General features: G+C 50.8%; 18 protein-coding genes and 1 pseudogene. 4 read left to right on the top strand and 15 right to left on the bottom strand.

The window, feature by feature from the left end; all coding sequences use genetic code 11:
* Positions 1-12: 12 nt before the first annotated feature.
* The 6 genes and pseudogenes from ETC05_RS17740 to ETC05_RS00280 form a co-directional block, all read right to left on the bottom strand.
* A pseudogene (locus tag ETC05_RS17740) lies at positions 13-186 on the bottom strand (glutathione-dependent formaldehyde dehydrogenase); the annotation flags it as partial.
* 258 nt (positions 187-444) lie between these two features.
* Positions 445-1,272 (bottom strand): carbohydrate ABC transporter permease, encoded by an 828-nt coding sequence (locus ETC05_RS00300; RefSeq protein ID WP_031404902.1) that lies wholly within the window; start codon positions 1,270-1,272, stop codon positions 445-447.
* Positions 1,273-1,286: 14 nt separating this feature from the next.
* A complete protein-coding gene (locus ETC05_RS00295) occupies positions 1,287-2,186 on the bottom strand; it encodes a carbohydrate ABC transporter permease (RefSeq protein WP_031404904.1) in 900 nt (299 codons plus the stop codon).
* Positions 2,187-2,320: 134 nt separating this feature from the next.
* Positions 2,321-3,589 carry an ABC transporter substrate-binding protein gene (locus ETC05_RS00290; RefSeq protein ID WP_031404906.1) on the bottom strand — a complete coding sequence of 423 codons (1,269 nt, stop codon included), beginning with the start codon at positions 3,587-3,589 and terminating at the stop codon, positions 2,321-2,323.
* A 65-nt stretch (positions 3,590-3,654) separates the two neighbouring features.
* Positions 3,655-5,754, bottom strand: a complete 2,100-nt coding sequence (locus ETC05_RS00285; protein ID WP_171660128.1) for an amylo-alpha-1,6-glucosidase — start codon at positions 5,752-5,754, stop codon at positions 3,655-3,657.
* Between the two features lie 197 nt (positions 5,755-5,951).
* A complete protein-coding gene (locus ETC05_RS00280; protein WP_031404910.1) occupies positions 5,952-6,965 on the bottom strand; it encodes a LacI family DNA-binding transcriptional regulator in 1,014 nt (337 codons plus the stop codon).
* A gap of 179 nt (positions 6,966-7,144) precedes the next feature.
* Here ETC05_RS00280 and ETC05_RS00275 point away from each other — a divergent pair, with 179 nt between their 5' ends.
* Positions 7,145-7,345: an alpha/beta-type small acid-soluble spore protein gene (locus tag ETC05_RS00275; protein WP_031404911.1), complete on the top strand. Its 201-nt coding sequence runs from the start codon at positions 7,145-7,147 to the stop codon at positions 7,343-7,345.
* Between the two features lie 12 nt (positions 7,346-7,357).
* On the opposite strand, the gene ETC05_RS00270 is transcribed toward ETC05_RS00275, so the two are convergent.
* From ETC05_RS00270 to bcaP, 4 genes are all read right to left on the bottom strand, one after another.
* Positions 7,358-8,428 (bottom strand): anti-sigma factor domain-containing protein, encoded by a 1,071-nt coding sequence (locus ETC05_RS00270; RefSeq protein ID WP_031404913.1) that lies wholly within the window; start codon positions 8,426-8,428, stop codon positions 7,358-7,360.
* Positions 8,425-9,165 (bottom strand): RNA polymerase sigma factor SigI, encoded by a 741-nt coding sequence (gene sigI, locus ETC05_RS00265; protein ID WP_071880140.1) that lies wholly within the window; start codon positions 9,163-9,165, stop codon positions 8,425-8,427. The genes ETC05_RS00270 and sigI overlap by 4 nt, the downstream gene beginning before the upstream one ends.
* A 318-nt stretch (positions 9,166-9,483) precedes the next feature.
* Positions 9,484-9,771: a hypothetical protein gene (locus ETC05_RS00260; protein ID WP_171660092.1), complete on the bottom strand. Its 288-nt coding sequence runs from the start codon at positions 9,769-9,771 to the stop codon at positions 9,484-9,486.
* A 31-nt stretch (positions 9,772-9,802) separates the two neighbouring features.
* Positions 9,803-11,218 carry a branched-chain amino acid transporter BcaP gene (bcaP, locus tag ETC05_RS00255; protein WP_171660127.1) on the bottom strand — a complete coding sequence of 472 codons (1,416 nt, stop codon included), beginning with the start codon at positions 11,216-11,218 and terminating at the stop codon, positions 9,803-9,805.
* A 509-nt stretch (positions 11,219-11,727) separates the two neighbouring features.
* Here bcaP and ETC05_RS00250 point away from each other — a divergent pair.
* Both ETC05_RS00250 and ETC05_RS00245 read left to right on the top strand, forming a co-directional pair.
* Complete coding sequence (locus ETC05_RS00250; RefSeq protein WP_031404919.1) at positions 11,728-12,069, top strand: DUF485 domain-containing protein; 342 nt, start codon at positions 11,728-11,730, stop codon at positions 12,067-12,069.
* Complete coding sequence (locus ETC05_RS00245) at positions 12,069-13,604, top strand: solute symporter family protein (RefSeq protein ID WP_171660126.1); 1,536 nt, start codon at positions 12,069-12,071, stop codon at positions 13,602-13,604. Before ETC05_RS00250 ends, ETC05_RS00245 begins: the two co-directional genes overlap by 1 nt.
* 189 nt (positions 13,605-13,793) lie before the next feature.
* Here ETC05_RS00245 and menC read toward each other — a convergent pair whose 3' ends face one another.
* From menC to ETC05_RS00220, 5 genes are all read right to left on the bottom strand, one after another.
* Positions 13,794-14,918, bottom strand: coding sequence for an o-succinylbenzoate synthase (gene menC / locus ETC05_RS00240; protein WP_171660125.1), 1,125 nt, complete (start codon positions 14,916-14,918; stop codon positions 13,794-13,796).
* Complete coding sequence (locus ETC05_RS00235) at positions 14,915-15,754, bottom strand: GNAT family N-acetyltransferase (protein ID WP_171660124.1); 840 nt, start codon at positions 15,752-15,754, stop codon at positions 14,915-14,917. The genes menC and ETC05_RS00235 overlap by 4 nt, the downstream gene beginning before the upstream one ends.
* On the bottom strand, positions 15,729-16,898 hold the full coding sequence (locus ETC05_RS00230) for a M20 peptidase aminoacylase family protein (protein WP_171660123.1): 1,170 nt from the start codon (positions 16,896-16,898) through the stop codon (positions 15,729-15,731). Before ETC05_RS00230 ends, ETC05_RS00235 begins: the two co-directional genes overlap by 26 nt.
* A 115-nt stretch (positions 16,899-17,013) precedes the next feature.
* Complete coding sequence (locus ETC05_RS00225; protein ID WP_171660122.1) at positions 17,014-17,439, bottom strand: threonine/serine exporter family protein; 426 nt, start codon at positions 17,437-17,439, stop codon at positions 17,014-17,016.
* A 12-nt stretch (positions 17,440-17,451) separates the two neighbouring features.
* Positions 17,452-18,195, bottom strand: a complete 744-nt coding sequence (locus ETC05_RS00220) for a threonine/serine exporter family protein (protein ID WP_171660121.1) — start codon at positions 18,193-18,195, stop codon at positions 17,452-17,454.
* Positions 18,196-18,531: 336 nt separating this feature from the next.
* Here ETC05_RS00220 and ETC05_RS00215 point away from each other — a divergent pair, with 336 nt between their 5' ends.
* Positions 18,532-19,608, top strand: coding sequence for a DUF5667 domain-containing protein (locus tag ETC05_RS00215; RefSeq protein ID WP_253263916.1), 1,077 nt, complete (start codon positions 18,532-18,534; stop codon positions 19,606-19,608).
* Positions 19,609-19,627: the final 19 nt, after the last annotated feature.

Genomic DNA, 19,627 nt, shown 5'->3' with positions numbered 1-19,627 from the left:
CCTACATATTCGTTTTTCATCTTCGAGCTCACAATCGTCCAGAACAACAAATGGAGTGAAGTTGGCAAACGGCAAACGGCACACGCAAATATTCAGCTTGTCCACCTGGATACCCGCCAAACGTCTCGGAATAACCAAAGTATGCCCCGTTTCGCCATTCGGGTTCGACTCGTCGCATTGGCCTTTTGGATCGGGCCTTTGTTCGGCAGCGACCTCTTTGATGCCTTGGGTATGTGATCGCTTTCATCCTCTTTCTCCTTCATCTATTTCCGGGTTCGGACGGATCATCCAGATCGCGATAGTACCGCCAAGCAGTGCCAGCCTGCTCAGCATTTACGGATATGCCGTAGCAAAAAAAGCTGCCGCCAAAGGAGGACAACCTTCCGTTTGGCGAACAGCCCCTTCTTCTTGCCATGATCGGTAAACCATTGTGCAAAACACCTATTATTTCCCGCCTGTGAACGAAATTCCTTTGATGAAGTAGCGGTTGAAAAAGGCGTAAATGACCAACACCGGCAGCGTAAACACCATCGATGCCGCCATAATGTAGTTCCAATAGCTGATGTACTGTCCTTTGAAGCTGTTGAGGCCAAGCGGCAGCGTAAACAGCTGCGGATCAGACAAAATAATGAGCGGGCGCATAAAGTCGTTCCACGAACCCATAAAAACGAAAATAGCCTGAGCCGCCAGCGCCGGACGGGCAAGCGGCAATACGATTCGGAAAAAGATCCCGAGCCGCCCGAGTCCATCAAGTTCTGCCGCCTCTTCCAACTCTTTTGGAAAGTTAATGAAAAATTGCCGCATCATGAAAATAAACGTAGCGTTCACCATCGTCGGCACGATCATTCCTTGATACGAGTTCAACCAACCGAGCTGTTTCAAAATCAAATAGTTCGGAATCATCGTCACTTGGGCTGGAATCATCAAGACAGCCAAAATGATCAGAAACAGCGGTTTTCTGCCGGGAAATTGCAGCCGAGCCAACGCATAGCCAGCCATAGAGTTGAACAATAAATTCAGCACCGTCACAGTTCCCGCAACCACAACGCTGTTTAGCAGCCAGCGTGGAAACAGCTCTTGTTCGACAAAAATCTGCTTATAATTATCAAGCGTAAACTTTTTCGGAATAAAGGACATGGTTCCGCTCACAATTTCTTCAAGCGTCTTAAACGACGAAGACAGCGCCCATAAAAACGGAATCATCGTAATCACGGCATATGTGATCAAGACCGTATACAGCAACAGCTTTCCAATGCCCATTTTCTTTTTCATCCATGCTCATCCCCTTAGTAAAGAGACTCTTCTTTTGACAACTTCCGTTGCAACAATGTCGCGATGAAAATCAAGATCGCTAACGCAAACGCGAGCGCAGCGGCATATCCCATTGTCCCCAATGTTTTAAACGCATATTGGTAAATCAAAAGCACAACCGTCAACGTCGAGTTGTTCGGTCCGCCAGAACCGCCCGAGAAAATATACGATTGGTCAAACAACTGGAATGTCCCAATCAGCCCCATGACTACGACAAATGAGGTCACCGGCCGCAAATAGGGAACGGTAATATGCCAAAACTTTTGCCAGGCGCTGGCTCCGTCCAGTTCCGCTGCTTCATACAAGGAATCAGGGACATCTTGCAGCGCGGCAAGATAAATGACCATAAAATACGGCGCTGTCGCCCAAATGTTCATGATCATAATGGCATTCAATGCTACATCGGGATCGCCGATCCAGTTATATGTCGGCAAACCAACCGCTTTCAATACGTGATTGATGAGTCCATTTTGGTTGTACATCCACATGAAAATGAGCGTTAACACGGCCGAGGACGTCAACGTCGGCAAAAAGTACACAATGCGGAAAAACTTTTGTCCCTTGAGCCCTGCATTTAATGTCGCCGCTAATACAAGCGCTAAAATGGTCTGACAGGGAACGACAATGACGACATATTTCAACGTGTTCCATAATGCGATTTTGGCCCGAGTATCATCGGCGATCCGCTGGAAATTGTCCAACCCGACGAACTCAAACGAAGTCGTGCCCAACAATTGCACTTTATGAAAGGCTAGAAAAATCGCAAACAAAATCGGGCCGATAATAAAAAGAAGCAGCACAAATAAAGTAGGAGACAAAAACAAGTAGCTCGTCCCCACTTCACGCCACATTCGCTTCGTTGCCATTCTTTTCATTTTATTCCCTCTCCTTGCCGAGAATCGAAAATCGCTATTCCTCTCTTTCTAACGCAGCCAAAAATAGCTGCGGTTAGAAAGAAAGGAACAGCTCCCTGGCAGAGCATGCCCCGTCTGCCAGGGGCTGATTCGCCTTATTTGCTTTCGATTTCGCTGTTCGCCGTTTTTTGCGCTTCTTTCAACGCCTCAGCAAGCGGACGTTCACCGAGGAAAGCGCTGACAAATTGGTTATTGAAGTTGTTCGTAATAATCGGCAAGTTCGTTCCATTCTGCCATACGGTCGCATACGATGCGCCAGCGACAAGCGGTGCACGCAGCGGATCTTTGTCAAATCCCAATGCCGCAGCGACCGATTTGCGCGTCGGCAAAGCGTATCCCTTGCTCGTCCATGTTTTCATTCCTTCTTTTCCTGTCAAATATTCGATCAGCTTCCAAGCGGCTTCTTTCTTTTTCGAATCTTTGTTCATAACATAGGCAACCGTATAAGCCATAGTCGTTTTTTTGCCGTTGATGGTCGGAATTTCAGCTGTTCCAAATTCGAGGTTCGGGAACGTCTCTTGCAGGAACGGAATTGCCCAGTTTCCTTCGATAACCATGGCTGCCTTGCCTTGGCCGAACATCTCACCGCCCCATGTCGCCCCTACTTCATTCGGTTGGGCTGCCGATTTATCCTTTAAATGCATATCGACGATCGGCTGGAGCGCTTCGACGACTTTCGGATCGGCGAAGCTCGCTTTATTATCCGTCACAACTTTGCCGCCTTTGGATTCAGCAATGTAGTATAAGCGAGCCAATTCTGGAGCAACGCCAAACCCGTATACTTGTTTCCCTTTTGTCAGCTTCTTCGCCACTTCCCGCAGTTCGTCCCAAGTTTTCGGGACTTCAACACCCGCTTCTTCGAACATCTTTTTATTGTAAAACAGTGCTAGCGTCGAATAGTCTTTCGGGAACCCATAAATTTTTCCATCTTTCCCTTTAAACGCATCCAGCATCGGTTTTTCAAAATCATCAATATCAAACTCATCCGTCACGTATTTGTCAAGCGGCTCAATGGCTCCCGTTTCGATCAGGGCTGGCGCTTCAAATGCATCCAAGTAAAACACATCCGGCCCTTGACCGCCCGCTAAACGGGTCTTAATCACATCCATATACTGGTCGGCAATGACTTCATACTTGACCTTAATATTGGGATATTTTTTTTCAAAATCATCCAACGTTTGTTTCAACAACTTTTGCTCCGTTGGATTGCCGCCCCAACCTGCCAACGTCACTTCTACTTTTTCTTCTGCTTTGCCTCCCCCATTCGTTTGCTCAGCTTTCTCTCCTCCGCTGCAGCCAGCCAAAAGGCTGCCGAACAGCACTGATGCTGCGCCGACTGTTGCCAGCCATTTTTTCATCTCCATCAAAACCTCCCTTTTTCTATCAATGAAGTATTTTATAATAACAAGGAAAGGAAGACCTTTCCTTGTTATTGTTGAATGATGAGGTCCCAGCCTGTCGTGTTTTCGTCAATATGAACACGACAGCCTTGATGTTCACGCATCACCGTCAGTGATAAGCGCCCGGAGCCAATCGCGATATTCTCGACTTTCAGCATATTCATGGAATCAAGCAAAGTCGGTGATAAATAAATGCTTTGCTCGATGGCATTGGGGAACAAGCCTAACAGCGCTTGGACAAACACCAATGGCGTGCCGGCCGCCCACGCCTGGGGCGAACAGGCGACAGGATAGCGAATCGGTTTTCCATTTGACCGACTGTAGCCGCAAAACAACTCTGGCAAGCGATCATACTCAAAATGCATCGATGCTTCCATGAGCCCCTCAATGACCGTCTTTGCCTCGCACCGCCGCCCCAGTTTGCTTAAGCCAAGCAAAATAAGGCTGTTGTCATGCGGCCAAATGCTTCCATTATGATAGCTCATCGGGTTATATCCCGCTTCTCCTTCGGCCATCGTTCGGATGCCATAACCCGAAAACATTTTTTCTGAGAGAAGGGTGTCAATGACAGCATCCGCCCGCTTTCCTTCGAGCATTCCTGAAAACAGCACATGACCTGGGTTCGATGTAATCGTCCTGACAGGGGCTTTGTTTTCATCTAACGCGAGAGCGTAAAATTTCCGGTCTTCCATCCAAAACTGTTCTTCAAAGCGCTTTTTCAAAGCCTCCGCCTGCGTTCGAAGCGCTTCCGCTTTTTCCGCTTCCTGAAGCTGTTCAAAAATATCGGCAAGCCCCATTTTGGCGTGATAAACGTAGCCTTGGACTTCAACAAGCGCGATCGGCGCGCGGGCATACTCGCCGTTTTCGTGCACAATCGAATCGCCTGAATCTTTCCATCCCTGATTAGCAATCCCCTTGCTCGACTCCTGGAAATACTCGACAAATAAATCGCCGTCGCGGTCGCCATACCGGTCAATCCAATGGAGCGCCGCATCGATGTTGGATCGAAGCTGCCGGACGAGATCGAAGTTGCCGGTCCATTTGACATACTCCACCAACAGAACTAAAAAGAGCGGCGTCGCATCGATCGTTCCGTAATAAGGGGTAAACGGAATTTGATTCGTATTGGCCAACTCACCGAATCGGATTTCATGCATGATTTTTCCAGGTTGTTCATCGCGCCACGGGTCTACTTTCGTTCCCTGATAGCGGGCCATTGTCAACAACGTACCTTTAGCTATTTCATGGTTGAACGGGAGCAGCTGCAAGGCCGCAATCAAACTGTCCCGGCCGAAGGGAACGCCAAACCATGGAAGTCCGGCCACCGGAAATGGTCCACAGCCAAGATCCGTAAGCAGCACCCGCAAATCCCCGATGCCCCGGCGGACTAAACGCTCAAACTGTCGTTCATCCGTGATGACGTTCGCTGTTTCCCCTTCCCAATGTTGGTATGATTCTTGCAATAGTTGAAGCGCCTGTTCCGGTGGAATGACCTCCACTCTGTCTGTTTGGCCGATGATCGGCTCCACCACCAACGTAACCGTCTGCTCTTCCGCTCGGTCGAGCGCAAAGTCAAAAACAATTTCCCCGTGCTCCTTAACGGCTTTCTCCTCTCGATCCCAGCTGACCTTCGTTGCCCGTTCTACTCCGTCGGCTCCCTCATAATGGAACGTGAGCGAACGTTTCCCAATGGTCTGGCCTGTCCGCTTTCCCACCTCTCCTGTCTGAAAGCCGCGAACGATGAACATATCGGCAAAATCGACATCCATGTGCACGCTGATTTCCAATTGCACCGGCTTGGGATGATAGTTTTTCAGCTTAATGGTTTCATAGAGCACACCCGCATAAATGAATCGCTTGCGTTCAATTTCAACGGATTCGCGCCACAAAATCAGCTCTCCGTCCCGCTCAATATGAGGATTGGTCAATAAAATGGTAGCGACATAATTTTGCGCCGCATCAGACGCCAACAGCACCGGTTCTTCCCCATTGATGCGCAAACTCCATTTGCTCAAAAAACGAGTGTCTTTTGTATACAGCCCTAGCCCGTACGGATGATGTTCAGGAATATTTCCGTCTTGATCCGTCAATAAAAACACATCGTTTTCCTTAATCACTCGATAATCCATGTTGTTTCCCCCTGATTCTAGGTTGTCATCATCGGCTTAACAGCACGATGTCTTTCCTGCGCCAATCACGCTTCACAAACGAATTCCAAAACGTTTTCATTCATGATTCAAAAAAGTCTGTCTTCATGACAACACAAAAATCCGAAACGTTTTGGATTCTAACTGAAACTGACTCAGGGCGGTGAAAAAAGCCTCCGTCACTCTTTTTTCACCGTTGACCCCCGTATTTTCAGTTCTGTTTCCAGAATCTTGACATGAGACTGAGCGTTGCCTTCCAGCATATCAATCAACAGCTTGGCAGCCTCATATCCCATGGCAAATTTGTCTTGAGCGATGGTGGAGAGTGCAGGCGATGAATAGGATGCTAAAATAATGTCATCATAGCCAATCACGGCCACATCATCAGGAACTTGCTTCCCCAACCGTTTTACGGCCTTGATGACACCTAGCGCCATTAAATCGCTTGCACAAAAGAAAGCGGTAATTTCTGGATATTGCTGAAGCAGCCTCAATGCCTCTTGCTCCGCGATTTCTTCGCGGAACGCTCCATTGGCAATCCAATATTCGCGTACGGGCAGACCTGCTTCAATCAACGCTTCCTTGAATCCTTTCTCACGCTGCTCACTCACAAATGCGTATTCATATCCATTGATCATAGCGATCCGTTTATGCCCAAGCTCAATTAAATGGCGCACCGCTTTCTTTGCGCCCAGCACATTGTCCGTTGTCACATAGCCAACGGTTTTGGACTCGATGGGAATATCAATCAGGACACATGGAATATCGCTTTCCACGACCTCATGCAAATACGGATCATCCGTACGGATCCCTTGCAAAATCGCCCCATCGACGCGCCGCTCGCGGCAAAGCTGTGTATACGTTTTTTCTCTTTGCTTGGTCGATGTCGTACTGAACAGCACCATATCATAATCAACTTCACTGACATACTCATTGACGCCGGCCAGCACCTCAAAGGTAAAATTATCCTTGGCACTTTCTCTTGTTAGTCCAGAAACAAGCAACCCGATTGTCTTCGATTTATTCATGACAAGCCCGCGCGCCAATGTATTGGGGCTGTAGTTCAACTGCTTCGCGATATCCATGATTTTTTGTCTCGTTTTTTCATTCACATCAGGATAGCCGTTCAGCGCACGTGACACCGTTGTAATCGAAACTCCCGCTGCCTTGGCAATATCTTTAATGGTTGTCACTTCCATTCCTCCAAAACGTTTTCGATCATCTGCTCGTTTTCATTATAAACAACAACCGAAAACGTTTGCAATCCTTTTTTTAATGAAAAACTCCTCCTTTAATTCCCATCCATATCTCTTTGTGAAATTATCCATACTAATCATGACGCATCAAAAAAGTGATCAAGGAGGAATGGCATATGGCTCGCTCCAGCAACAAACTGCTTGTTCCAGGCATCGAACAAGCGTTGGAACAAATAAAATACGAAATCGCCCAAGAGTTTGGCGTACAACTTGGGGCCAACACCGTTTCACGCGCCAACGGCTCCGTCGGCGGAGAGATTACGAAACGGCTCATTGCTCAAGCGCAAAGCGAATTGGCAGGACAAAAAACGGAATAAAGCCGAGCTTGGTCACTCGGCTTTTTTCATTTTGGGATTCATCCGTTTTTGTTGGTGATCGATGTGTGCTGGACGGCGCTCGTCCTTCTCGTCGCCTCCACGCCCATTCGCCGCCTTTTTCGCTTCATCATGAGCGCCTGGCCGCAACGGACGGGCGTTCCCATGGCTTTTCGGTTTCACATCACTCTCTTTTTCAGGAGAGAGGCTTCCTTGGATCGAGTCGGAATGTTTCTGCTTGCTCGGCAACTGTTTTTCGTTTTTCAATGGTTTCGGTTTTGACTCGTTATAGTTCTGTTTCTTTGGCGGCTGTTGTGCCGGTTGTTCTTTGACTGCCGGCGTTTGGTTTCCTTTTTTTCTGCCGTTGTCTTTATCTTTTCCATCTTCTCCTTTACGGCCGTTGCTATGCGCCGAGCGGACAGATGCCGGCGAAGCCAGTTTCACCTTTTTCTCAATTTGCAACAACTTTCCGGTCGTCATGCCCCTCTCGACAGCCCGTTTGCGCATATCCATCGTACTGTTCGCCGCGGTAATGACGATCCGATCATCTGCGACGGCACGCTGAATTTCTGCAAGCTCAGCGGACAGCCTACGTGCGGAAGAGGTATTATGTTCTTTTTCTACTGTCGTAATCAGTACTTCCCCGCCTGCCTTTAAATACCCCTTTTGTTCACTTAACGCAATGATTTGTTTCGTTACCGAAGAGAATGGTTCATTTTTCCATGACGGAAGCGCCGCCAATATCTTCTTTCCTTCCTCGTTGTAAGCCTTCAGCGTCAACACACGCAGTTTCGCGTCGACACCCGCTTCTATGCTTGGATTGATGTCGATCGACATGTAGGCGTACACCGTATTGGAAGGACATTGAATCCAAGTCGCCAGGAGCACCGCGGCCGCCGTCAGAACACTTATGAGCGCATATCGAAACGAACGGCGGCGAAACGGAAAAGGACGGCCAACCGCATTCGCTTTGACCTCTTCTCCAATCTCGCATTCTTTTTCTTTTTTCAATCGGAGAAATTCTCCTTCCGGCGTCAATACCGTGACGAACTCTTCATCCAACTCCAGCACAATCCCCTTTTTCACGATGAAAGCACCCCTTTTATATAGTCCTTTAAGTAAATGTAATCGCCCGCCAAAATGACCGCGACCGCAATAATGTATTTTCTGTTTCTCTCAATCGTCTTGCGGCTGACCGACGCCATCGTTTCCAGTTGTTTGATCGGCAGCTGCTTTTTTCGAAACAACAGGGCGAGCCATTCCTCGTTCGCCACAAGCAGCTCCGCGACGCGAATGGCGTTGAGGCGGGCGTCTTTATGTTTTGGCGATTGTTCGACTAAATCGTGAAAATGAATGCCGAATTGTTTCAGCACTTGCTGGTAATGGAGAATTTCTTCCCGACGCTGTTCCTGTTCGATTTGCCTATAAAACTCCTCAACCGATAATTTCGCATCTACGTACGTTTGCGCCGCCTGCTCGCCGTCTTCTCCATCTTCGACATGCCATATGGCCTCTCGCGTTCTCACCTCTTTTCGAATGTAATCGATGAGGCGCCGCTTAATGAGCAGCTCCGCAAACGACAGAAAGGAACCTCCTTTGTGCAACGCATATTTTTCAATCGCTTCGTTAAAAGCGATCAGCCCAATGCTCGCTTCATCATCTTCCTCGTGGATGAACCTTTTGCATACATTGGAGACGGTTTTGACGATAAACGGCTTATATTGCCGGATGAGCTCATTGCGCAACGCTTCATTTCCCCGCTGAATTTCCGCAACCGTCTGTTCAAGCGTTCTCTCTCTTCTTTTCAATAATGTCCCAAACACCCTTTTCACCCCGCTTATACAAGCCGGACTGACGCTCGTTCTTTATACTATTCGCCCATCGTAAACCAAATATGGCCGTCGTTCAAAGGGAATTTTCTCAAAATATGCAAGTGAACACAGGTTCCCAAAAAGGTCCGACGCCGCACCGAGCACACGCCTTCCATCAGCAAAAAATCAGATGTTTTTCCCAGCTATATAGACTTCCATGACGAAACATTTTCGTCACCATCGGAGGGATGAAAATGTCCTTATGTTGAATGCTGGAACTTTACGCATTTTGGAATTCGGGTATTTTCAGGATAGATGCCATTTGAAGTTTTACCATTTGCAGTTTTTACCAAGAATTTGATCGACTGTCGGGCGACCGAACAACGCCGCTTCCAGGCCCATAGATGGGTCTGTGAAGCAGGCAGTTGCTCGGTCTTTCGTCACGCCAAGGCGTGACGGAGGCAAGCCACAGGCTTGTTCCTCGACATTCGAGAAATGAATCAGCGACTTTTTCGTCAAGGACTTCGCCGCATCTATAATAAATCCAATAAGGAAAAAGGGGTGAAACGCGGTGTTGCCGAAAAGTTTGACGAAATGGAAAAAGGGCTGTTCCCCCATGAGGACAGCCCCCTTTTCATTGTTTGGCCGTTCATCCAGCCTTTTCTTCAGTCCGTGCCATTTCATTCAGCTCACTATGCTTGCGGCCGTAGATAAAGTAAATCACTAGACCGATCAGCAGCCACGAGACAAAACCGATCCATGTCATCGCCGGAAGCTGAAGAACGAGGTAGCCGCAGAATAAGACAGCCAAAATCGGAATGACCGGGACAAACGGAACGCGGAATGCCCGTTTTAAATCTGGTTGCGTTTTACGCAACACCAACACGCCGATCGAGACGGTGATAAAGGCAAAGAGCGTACCGATGTTCGTCAGTTCGGCCAATTTGTTGAGCGGGATGATGCCGGCAAATACCGCTACAGCCGATCCAGTCAGCCACGTATTGACATACGGCACTTGGCGCGTCGGGCTGATGCGAGCAAACACTTTCGGCAGCAAACCGTCGCGGCTAATGGCGTAGAAGAGACGCGTCTGCCCATACATCATCACAAGGAGGACGGTCGTAATGCCGGCGATCGCTCCGAGCGAAATAAAGCCCGCGACCCAGTCTTGGTGGATATAGTTTAATGCAAACGCCACCGGGTTTTTCACGTTGAGCTGCTCGTACGGAACGATACCTGTCAATACGAGCGAAACCGCAATATACAACAAGGTGCACACAAGCAACGAAACGATGATGCCAATCGGCATATCGCGCTGCGGATTGCGCACTTCTTCCGCCGCCGTCGATACCGCATCAAAGCCGATGTAAGCGAAAAAGACTGTCGCCGCGCCGGTCGCCACGCCAGAGAAGCCATACGGCATAAACGGCGTCCAGTTTTCCGGCTTGACATACCAAATGCCGACCGCCAAAAAGAGCAGCACAACCGCCACTTTAATGGCAACGATCACCGCATTAAAACGAGCCGATTTTTTCGCGCCTAAATTCAACAAAAACGTAATGAACAGAACGATTAAAATCGCCGGCAAATCGATGAACGTTCCTTTTGCCGGATCATACGCACTCGTTAGCGCCTTCGGCAGCTCGATGCCAAAACCGGAAAGCAGCCCTTGGAAATAGCCGGACCAACCGACGGCGACCGCCGACGAAGCAACTCCGTATTCCAAAATCAAATCCCATCCCAAAATCCAAGCCATGAGCTCACCAAACGTGGCATAGCTGTAAGTGTAAGCGCTCCCGGACACTGGCACGGTTGAGGCAAATTCTGCGTAACAAAGCGCCGCAAACACACACGCCAACCCAGACAAAATGAACGAAAGAACGAGAGCCGGACCAGCGTGCTCCGCCGCCGCCACCCCGGTCAGGACGAAAATGCCTGTCCCGATAATGGCGCCGATGCCAAGCATCGTCAAATCAAATGCCCCTAACTCTTTTCGCAGCGAGGCTCCTTTTGCCCCCGATTCCTTCATGAGCAACTGAATCGGTTTTTTACGAAACAAATTCATAGATGTCTCCCCTTGTCGTTTTTTGTAGAAAATTGTTGAATTTTATTGTCGAATACAGTTGTCATTCTACATGATCCTCGTTTTTTTGTAAAGTGCGAAAATAAGAAAAACAGCAAAAAATTTTTTCCGTTTTGTGCGGCAAAGCCAAAATATTTTCTAAATATAACAAAAAAGATTAATTTACAAATTTTTCAGATAAATGTATAATGAATATGTGACAAATTTGTGTCAAGAAAGGGGGATTCACATCCGCCGCTTGCGGCAGAACGTTCCATTGCCCTTTTTAACGTAATTTCCGAAAGAAGTCTCCCCCTCAAGGAGCGTGAAGGGCGACAGCCCAGTGAGCAGGTGGGAGAGGTAGGATGAACTCTCGGAACGAGAGGGATCGCTCGGTCCATTTCCTGTCACTAGACGGGATTACCCGAGAAGCCCCCACTTCAAGCGACCCATAAGGGCGATAAGTGGTGGGTAGTTCACAAACGCTTTAACACAAACAAGGAGGGATCACGATGGCAGTAAAAAAGGAATCATTAGCCGGTGAAGGGGGCATCAACTATGAAGCCATCGCCCAATCCGCTTCGTTTCGCGAACTCATTCAGGCAAAGAAGCGGTTTATCATCCCGGCAACCATCTTCTTCTTCGTCTTTTACTTCGCCCTTCCGGTATTAACGTCGTACTCGAAAGCGCTCAATGCGCCGGCGATCGGACCGGTCAGCTGGGCTTGGCTGTTTGCCTTTGCGCAATTTGTCATGACATGGGCCTTATGCATTCTTTATTCGAAACGCGCAGCACAATTTGATGACATCGTCGAGCAAGTGAAGCAAGAAGCAAAGGAAGGAGGAAACGCCTAATGCACGGGCTGGCCTTTTTCCTCTTTCTTGTCATCGTCGCCCTGACGTTGATCATTACGTATTACGCTTCGAAACGGACCAAAACCACCAGCGAGTTTTATACGGCCGACAGCAGTCTTACCGGCTGGCAAAACGGGCTGGCCATCGCCGGCGACTATATGTCCGCTGCATCCTTCTTGGGCATCGCCGGCATGATCGCGCTGACAGGATTTGACGGCTTCTTTTACAGTATCGGCTTCCTTGTCGCTTATCTCGTCGTCTTGTACATCGTTGCCGAACCGCTTCGCAACCTCGGCAAGTACACGATGGCCGATATGATCGCCGCCCGTTTTGATGATAAGAAAGTGCGCGGCGTCGCGGCGTTAAATACGATCGCCATTTCGACCTTCTATATGATCGCCCAGCTTGTCGGCGCCGGCGGCCTGATCAAGCTTCTGTTGGGCCTAGACTACGTTTATTCTGTCTTGATCGTCGGCGTTTTGATGACGGTGTACGTCGTCTTCGGCGGCATGACAGCAACGAGCTGGGTGCAAATCGTCAAAGCCGTCTTGTTGATGGTCGGTACGTTTATCATTTCCTTAATGGTCTTTGCCAAATTCGACTTCAGCATCGCCAAAATGTTCCATGAAGTCAAAACCGCCACACCGCTTGGCGAGGCGTTTTTAAATCCAGGCAATAAATTTAAGGATCCGCTTGACACCCTTTCGCTCAACTTGGCGCTCGTGTTGGGGACGGCCGGGCTGCCGCATATTTTGATCCGCTTCTTTACGGTCAAAGACGCGCCGACCGCGCGCAAATCGGTCGTTTATGCGACATGGATCATCGGGACTTTCTACGTGTTGACGATCTTTTTAGGGTTTGGCGCCGCCGCGTTCGTCGGCTATGACAAAATTGTCGCCGCCAACCCGGCCGGCAATATGGCCGCCCCGCTGTTGGCCGAAGCCCTTGGCGGAGATTTCTTGTTCGCCTTCGTCTCGGCTGTCGCGTTTGCGACCATTTTGGCCGTTGTCGCCGGGCTCGTTCTGTCAGCCGCCTCGGCGTTTGCCCACGATTTTTACAGCCATATTTTGCGGCGCGGCCAAGCAACGGAAAAAGAACAAATGCTCGCCGCCCGCTGGGCGTCGGTCGGCGTTTCCGTACTCTCGATTTTGTTGGCGCTGTTTGCGCAAAAAATGAACGTCGCCTTCCTTGTGTCGCTCGCCTTTGCCGTCGCCGCAAGCGCCAACTTGCCGACGATTGTATTCACCATCTTCTGGCGCCGTTTTAACACGACTGGAGCGATTACAGGGATGCTTGTCGGGCTTATCAGCGCCTTGGTGCTCGTCTTCTTCAGCCCGAACGTCTGGTCGCCGCAGCCAGGGGCCGCCATTTTCGTCGGCGAACCGCTCTTTAAGCTCGCCAACCCGGGCATCATCTCGATCCCGCTTGGCTTTATCGGCGCCGTCGTCGGCACGCTCGTCTCGTCGAAAAAAGCGGATGAAAAGAAATACACCGAAATTGTCGTCAAAGCGAACACCGGAATCGGACGGGTATAACGCCACGAACAAAGAGCTGGCCCAAAGCGCCAACGCGTTTTGGGCCAGCTGAAAATGAGTGCTATAACAGTTTGTACATAATAATATTCGTTGACAAATTCCCCGTTGCCGCATCGCTCACCTCAATCGGTCTTATGATCATTTTTCGTTTCCCCTTTTAAATGGAAGGCTTATTGAATGCCATCCGCTTTATGTCGTCGCCCGATGAAACACCTTGGCAAACTGCGTATACCGCTCGACTTGGCGGCGGTCAACGTCGTAGCCGATGCCAGGAGCGGCCGGCACACGAATCAAGCCGTCAGCCACTTCGACTTCCGGAATGATCAAATCCCGCTCCCAATAGTGGGACGACGCGGCGGTGTCGCCAGGAAGTGTGAAGTTTTCCAACGTCGTGATCGCAATATTGTGGGCGCGCCCGACGCCCGCTTCGAGCATTCCCCCGCACCAAACCGGCACGCCGCGCTCAGCACAAAGATCGTGGATGCGCTTCGCCTCCCCAAGCCCGCCGACACGCCCAATTTTGATATTGATGATGCGGCAGCTGCCAATGTCAAGCGCCTTGCGCGCATCGTCATAGGAACGAATGCTTTCATCAAGGCAAATCGGCGTCTCAAGAAGCGGCTGCAATCGCGCATGATCGATGAGATCGTCAGCTGCCAGCGGCTGTTCGATCATCATCAACCCAAATTCATCGAGCGCTTTCAGCCGATCCACATCGGCAAGCGTGTACGCCGAATTCGCATCGGCCATGAGCGGCACGTTCGGAAACGCGCGCCGCACCTCGCGAATGACATCGACATCCCATCCGGGCTTAATTTTCACCTTGATTCGCCGATATCCTTGCGCCACATACCGTTCAATGACCCGCAGCAAGTCGCCCACCGTCGGCTGAATGCCGATGCTGACGCCGACTTCAATCTCCTTTTTCGTCCCCCCGAGAGCTTGATAAAGCGGGACGCCGAGCCGCTTGGCATATAAATCCCACACCGCTCCTTCAAGCGCCGCTTTCGCCATATGGTTTTGGCGGATGGCGGCAAAGCGCTTTGACAGTTCCTCTGGATGATCGATCGGCTCCGCCAGCACAAGCGGGACAAGGAAGTCCTCGAGCATATGCCAGTTCGTTTTCACCGTTTCCTCGTTGTACCACGGGGCGGCAAACGCGACCGATTCGCCCCAGCCGGAAACGCCGTCGCGATCGACCGCTTCCACTAAAAGAAACTCTTTCGTTTGAAACGTGCCGAAGCTCGTTGTAAACGGCGACTTCAACTCCATGTGCAAATGGCGCAAGATGACGTACTCAATGCTGATCGTCATTCCTCTTCCCCTTTCTGCGGCAGCCATTCGTTTCTCCGCACCCATATGTAATACATCGCCGGCTCCCCGGAACGGCGCCAAGCGCTGGCGGCAATCCAGCCTTCCGTGAGCAGCCGCTGAAACAGAGCGCGCGTCGTCAGCCGCCACTCAAGCGCCAACGCCAGATCCCGCTCTTTCAACTGAGGAAAGTCAAGCGGAACCGCAGCCAACAACAACGGCGCTGCTTTTTCATCGACGTCCTTCAGCACTGGCCGCAACAGGCCGTCAGCCTTTTGGTCTGCATCGAGCACCGCCAGACTTCTCGCTTTGAGAAAATCGGCTGTAGCCAAGCTCCGCTCCCCGGTCGGACGCTCATCAAGCCGCCATTCGACAATGAAGCGGTCGGACGGCAGTTGACCGTTCAGCGCATCATTCATTTCGCCGTAGCAATTCTCCACATAGCCGACGGCTGCCGCCCCCAACTTCGCTAGGTTCAGGTAGCCGTTGCGGCTTTGCAGCGGATCGTACGTCCAGCGGATGCGCTGATAGCCGCGCCGTCGCGCTTCTTCCGCCTGTTTCATTTTCAAGCGATAGCCGATCCCTTGATCGCGAAACGATTCGGCAATCCCCATCATATGGGAGCAAAGATACACTTCCCCGTTCCGAAACCCAGGAAAGCTGTAGACAAAGCCGACGAGCTTCCCGTCCGCATACGCCCCGATGATCAAGCCGCCGTTTTTCGCCGCCGTCAGCGTTTGATGGAGCGGAATCGGTGCTGTTCCCCAAATCTCCTCCTCAAGCCTGGCCATCTCGTTCAACTGTTCGATCGTCTCAATGATTTGCAGCGACAGAGGCACGCTCGTTCTCCCCCCGCGGCGCAAACATCGCAAACGTATTCATCACAACCCGCGCCAAAATTTCCACGCCGGAAAGCAAATCCTCGCGCCGGAATGTCATCTTGGGATGATGGAGTCCAGGGTGCAAGTCGCATCCCAATCCGAGCATCGTCGTTTTCAGCTCCGGTTTTTTAAAGGGATAAAAATGGAAATCCTCCCCTCCCGACGTCACGACCGGCGGAACGCACTTTTCCGTCCCCAAAGTCGTGATAATCGCCTCCTCCATCAGCCGCACAGCATCTGGATCAGGATTAGCGGCGACGATGCGCGTCCGCTCCATAAGCTCAATATCAGCTCCGTAAATCGCAGCGACCCCGTTGATCACATGGCGCAGCCCCTCGATGAGCCGCTCCATCGCTTCGTTCGTTTGCGCCCGCAAATCAAGGGCAAATTCCGCGTAGTCCGGGATCGTGTTCGCATCTTTTTCACCGGCGTGAAACTTCGTCATCTTGATCGACGCTGGCACTTGTGGGTCGATATGAATTTTGCCCAGCTCCTGCACGATGGCGCTGCCGACCTCAATGACGTTGACGCCTAAGTGCGGTCGCGCCGCGTGCGCCGCCACACCGCGAATTCGACCTTCGATGCATTGCGCCGCCCCGTGAAGGATCGCCGGCGCCGCGTATCCGCTTTTGACTTCCTGAACCGGCCGTAAATGAACGCCATACAAAAACGCCAAGCCATCGGCCGCTCCCTTTTCCATCATCTTCAACGCCCCTGTGCCTTTTTCTTCAGCCGGCTGAAACAAAAACCGGAGCGTCCCGGGCGGCTCATAGCCGATGCGGCGAAGCAATTTCGCCACCCCAAGCGCAATCGTCATGTGGGCATCGTGCCCGCACGCGTGGTTCGGCTGCCAAACGCCGTCGACTTCTTGCCAAAGAGCGTCCATGTCGCTGCGCACCCCGACCGTAAACGGGCCGGCGCCGATTTCTGCCACCACGCCCGGGCAATCGGCAAACGTCCGCACCCGATACCCTTCGCGCTCCAGCTCCTGACGAACAAATTCTGTCGTCTGCCACTCCTCCCAACTGATTTCTGGATGACGATGAAGGTGATCGAAAATCTCCCATAGCTCCGCTTTCATCTGCTGGACAATTTCTTTCATCCCGCTCTCCCCCGCTGTTTAAAATCAATAGAAAAAACATGGTTATATTCATTATAATATTCAAGCAAACAAATACAACGATAGGCAAATGATTGGAAAAAACAACTACACGCAGTTAAGGGCGACGTTTTGCCAGTTGGTTGACGACCTCAGAAAAAATGAGCCCCATCGCAATCGCCCCAGAAATCATGAACGCTTTCGCCGCTAGTGAAATGGCCGCATTGTAATCGTTCATGACAACATGGCGCATCGCCTCAAACGCTGTTCCGCCCGGCACAAGGGGAATAATGCCGGACACGACAAAAATAGTCGCCGGCGTTCGATAGCGGCGGGCGAACCCGTTGCTTACAAAAGCGACGAAAAACGCCGCTACAAACGTGGCAGCGACACCGTCCACCCCCGACCGGGCGGCAGCCATATACATCGCCCAGCCGCTCATGCCGACAAATCCACTGTACGGCAGCAATCGTTTCGGAATATTGAAAATGACGCCAAACAGCGATGACGCCACAAAGCTAAGCAACAGCTGCACAATCATCATCAGTACTCCCTGCTAACGAATCGATAAAATAAAGGCAATGCCGGTGCCGATCGCAAACGCGGTTAAAAATGCTTCAGCACCGCGCGACAAACCGGCGATCAAATGGCCGGCCATTAAATCGCGCACCGCATTGGTAATCGCCAGCCCCGGCACGAGCGGCATCACCGAGCCAATCATCATGTTTCCTATGTCTTCGACAAATCCGGCCCTTTCCATCAACAACACGATCCCACCGGCGACAAAAGCGGCAAAAAATTCAGCGAAGAACCGGATTTTCACGAGCCGATGCATCATTTCAAAACACCAAAACGCCATTCCACCGGAAAGAAGGGAAGGGAGAAAATGATTCATGCCGCCTAACAGCGAGGCAAAACAAGCGCTCGCCGCCGCTGCGGCAGCGGTTTGCTGCCAAAGCGGATAACCGAGTGGCTGTTGCTGAACACGTTCCAGTTCTTTGCGCGCTCCATCGAGCGACAGTTCGCCGCTGCTGATGCGGCGGGAAATGTGGTTGACAAGCGCCACCTTGGATAAATCGGTCGAACGCTCGGAAATGCGAATAAACCGTGTTACATTCGTTCCCTCAACGGAAAACATGATGCCCGTTGGGGTCACATAACTGTGAGAGCGGGAGACACCAAACGAAGCGGCAATACGCCCCATCGTATCTTCCACCCGGTATGTCTCCCCACCGCTTTCAAGCATCAATTTTCCCGCCAATAAACAAACATCTACAATGTCATCCACCCGCTCCGTCATGACCGGTTTGCTCCTTTCGTTTCTGCTCGGCATGGCATTGGCCGGTGCTTCCTGATCACGTTAAGCCCCACTAGGCGCTCATCGCAAAAACAAACTCCCACCAAACGGATTGGCAGGAGTCGCCTTGGATATCGTCGTTACCAAACTTGTTTCCATTATACCAAACAGGCGGCTAACTGCCAAACCGTGAAGGGAATCTCACCATTTCCCTTTCTTTACTATTTTTCTACTCCTTTCGCCCGATTTTTCGCTCCCACAGTCGAAAAAAGGCTCGCCAACGGCGAAATCGTTATAGCGAAACATCTCACATTCGATCAAGCAAAAGGAGGAACAATGATGATGAACAAGCGATTTTCGCTCCCTCGCATACTATCAACAAGCGCACTCGCCGCAGCTGTTGCGCTCGCTCCTTACGGCCCGGCGGTGTTCGCCAGCACAGGAATCGAGGGGAAAACAGACGGCAGCACGGCAACCGAAGCAGAGGCCGGTGTCAACCACGACGTCCCGGTTTTGTTGCCAGGCGACTTTTTCTACTTTGTCAAAACCATGATGGAAAAAATCGAACTTGCCCTCACGTTTGACGATGCGGAAAAGGCGAAACGGCTCGCTGAATTCGCTGAAGAGCGGCTAGCCGAAGCAAAGGCGCTGCTTGAACGCGGAGACGTCGAGCAGGCAAAAGAAGTGCTCGCCAATGCCCTGAAACAACAAGATCAAGCATGGAATGTGTATGAAAAAACAAAACAAGCGGATGAACCAAGCGAGGAAACTGCAAAACCTGATGCCGAAGCATTGCGCCAACAGCTGGAAGAAAAATTTTCGCAAAACATCACGGCTTTGCAAGCCGCACTGGAACGGGTGAAAAACCCGCACGCCAAAGAGGTGCTCGCCCGCAACATTGAAAAAGCGAAACAAAAACTGGAAAATAAAATCGAAAAGCGGCTGGCGAAACAAGCACAACGGAGCGGTGAGGTAGAGGAAACGAACAACAAAACGACAACGCCAACGGACGAAACGGAGGAATTGAAAAACGAAAGCGCGCCATCCGCTCCTGAATCAACCGAAACGGAAAAGCCAGCTACTGTATCCGCACCGGTGAAAGACGAGACAGCGATTCAGCAAAATGAACAAACGAACACCGGCATAAAAGCAGAAACGACATCGTCCCCCATGCAAGTGATCAATATGGAAACAAAAGAAAATGTTCACCGGAATGCTGCTGCCAGCGCCAAAGCAAACGGCCAAAAACATCAAGCGACGGCCGTGGTGAACAAACAAGCAGAGGCCCATGTCTCGAAACAAGCAGAAGCCCGTATCTCGGTTTCTCATTCACACCAACTGAAGCAGGCGGCCACACCGCAAGCGAAAGCCGACCATCGGTCCGTTCACAAACCGAACAAGCAAGAAAAGAAATAAGCCTGATCCCCGCCACCTG

The organism is Geobacillus sp. BMUD (assembly GCF_013096845.1).
In the GTDB taxonomy this organism is placed as follows: Bacteria; Bacillota; Bacilli; order Bacillales; family Anoxybacillaceae; genus Geobacillus; species Geobacillus vulcani.
Note: the sequence above shows the minus strand (reverse complement) of the source record. Positions and strands in the feature narration are given on the sequence as shown.

Excerpts from the sequence above, each read along its gene's own strand:
- ETC05_RS00295 (WP_031404904.1), bottom strand. The coding sequence starts at position 2,186 with ATGAAAAGAATGGCAACGAAGCGAATGTGGCGTGAAGTGGGGACGAGC.
- ETC05_RS00220 (WP_171660121.1), bottom strand. The coding sequence starts at position 18,195 with ATGACGGAGCGGGTGGATGACATTGTAGATGTTTGTTTATTGGCGGGA.
- ETC05_RS00230 (WP_171660123.1), bottom strand. The coding sequence starts at position 16,898 with ATGAAAGAAATTGTCCAGCAGATGAAAGCGGAGCTATGGGAGATTTTC.
- ETC05_RS00285 (WP_171660128.1), bottom strand. The coding sequence starts at position 5,754 with ATGGATTATCGAGTGATTAAGGAAAACGATGTGTTTTTATTGACGGAT.
- ETC05_RS00275 (WP_031404911.1), top strand. The coding sequence starts at position 7,145 with ATGGCTCGCTCCAGCAACAAACTGCTTGTTCCAGGCATCGAACAAGCG.
- ETC05_RS00245 (WP_171660126.1), top strand. The coding sequence starts at position 12,069 with ATGCACGGGCTGGCCTTTTTCCTCTTTCTTGTCATCGTCGCCCTGACG.
- ETC05_RS00290 (WP_031404906.1), bottom strand. The coding sequence starts at position 3,589 with ATGGAGATGAAAAAATGGCTGGCAACAGTCGGCGCAGCATCAGTGCTG.
- bcaP (WP_171660127.1), bottom strand. The coding sequence starts at position 11,218 with ATGAATTTGTTTCGTAAAAAACCGATTCAGTTGCTCATGAAGGAATCG.
- ETC05_RS00250 (WP_031404919.1), top strand. The coding sequence starts at position 11,728 with ATGGCAGTAAAAAAGGAATCATTAGCCGGTGAAGGGGGCATCAACTAT.
- ETC05_RS00300 (WP_031404902.1), bottom strand. The coding sequence starts at position 1,272 with ATGAAAAAGAAAATGGGCATTGGAAAGCTGTTGCTGTATACGGTCTTG.
- menC (WP_171660125.1), bottom strand. The coding sequence starts at position 14,918 with ATGACGATCAGCATTGAGTACGTCATCTTGCGCCATTTGCACATGGAG.
- ETC05_RS00215 (WP_253263916.1), top strand. The coding sequence starts at position 18,532 with ATGATGAACAAGCGATTTTCGCTCCCTCGCATACTATCAACAAGCGCA.
- ETC05_RS00225 (WP_171660122.1), bottom strand. The coding sequence starts at position 17,439 with ATGATGATTGTGCAGCTGTTGCTTAGCTTTGTGGCGTCATCGCTGTTT.
- ETC05_RS00260 (WP_171660092.1), bottom strand. The coding sequence starts at position 9,771 with ATGGGGGAACAGCCCTTTTTCCATTTCGTCAAACTTTTCGGCAACACC.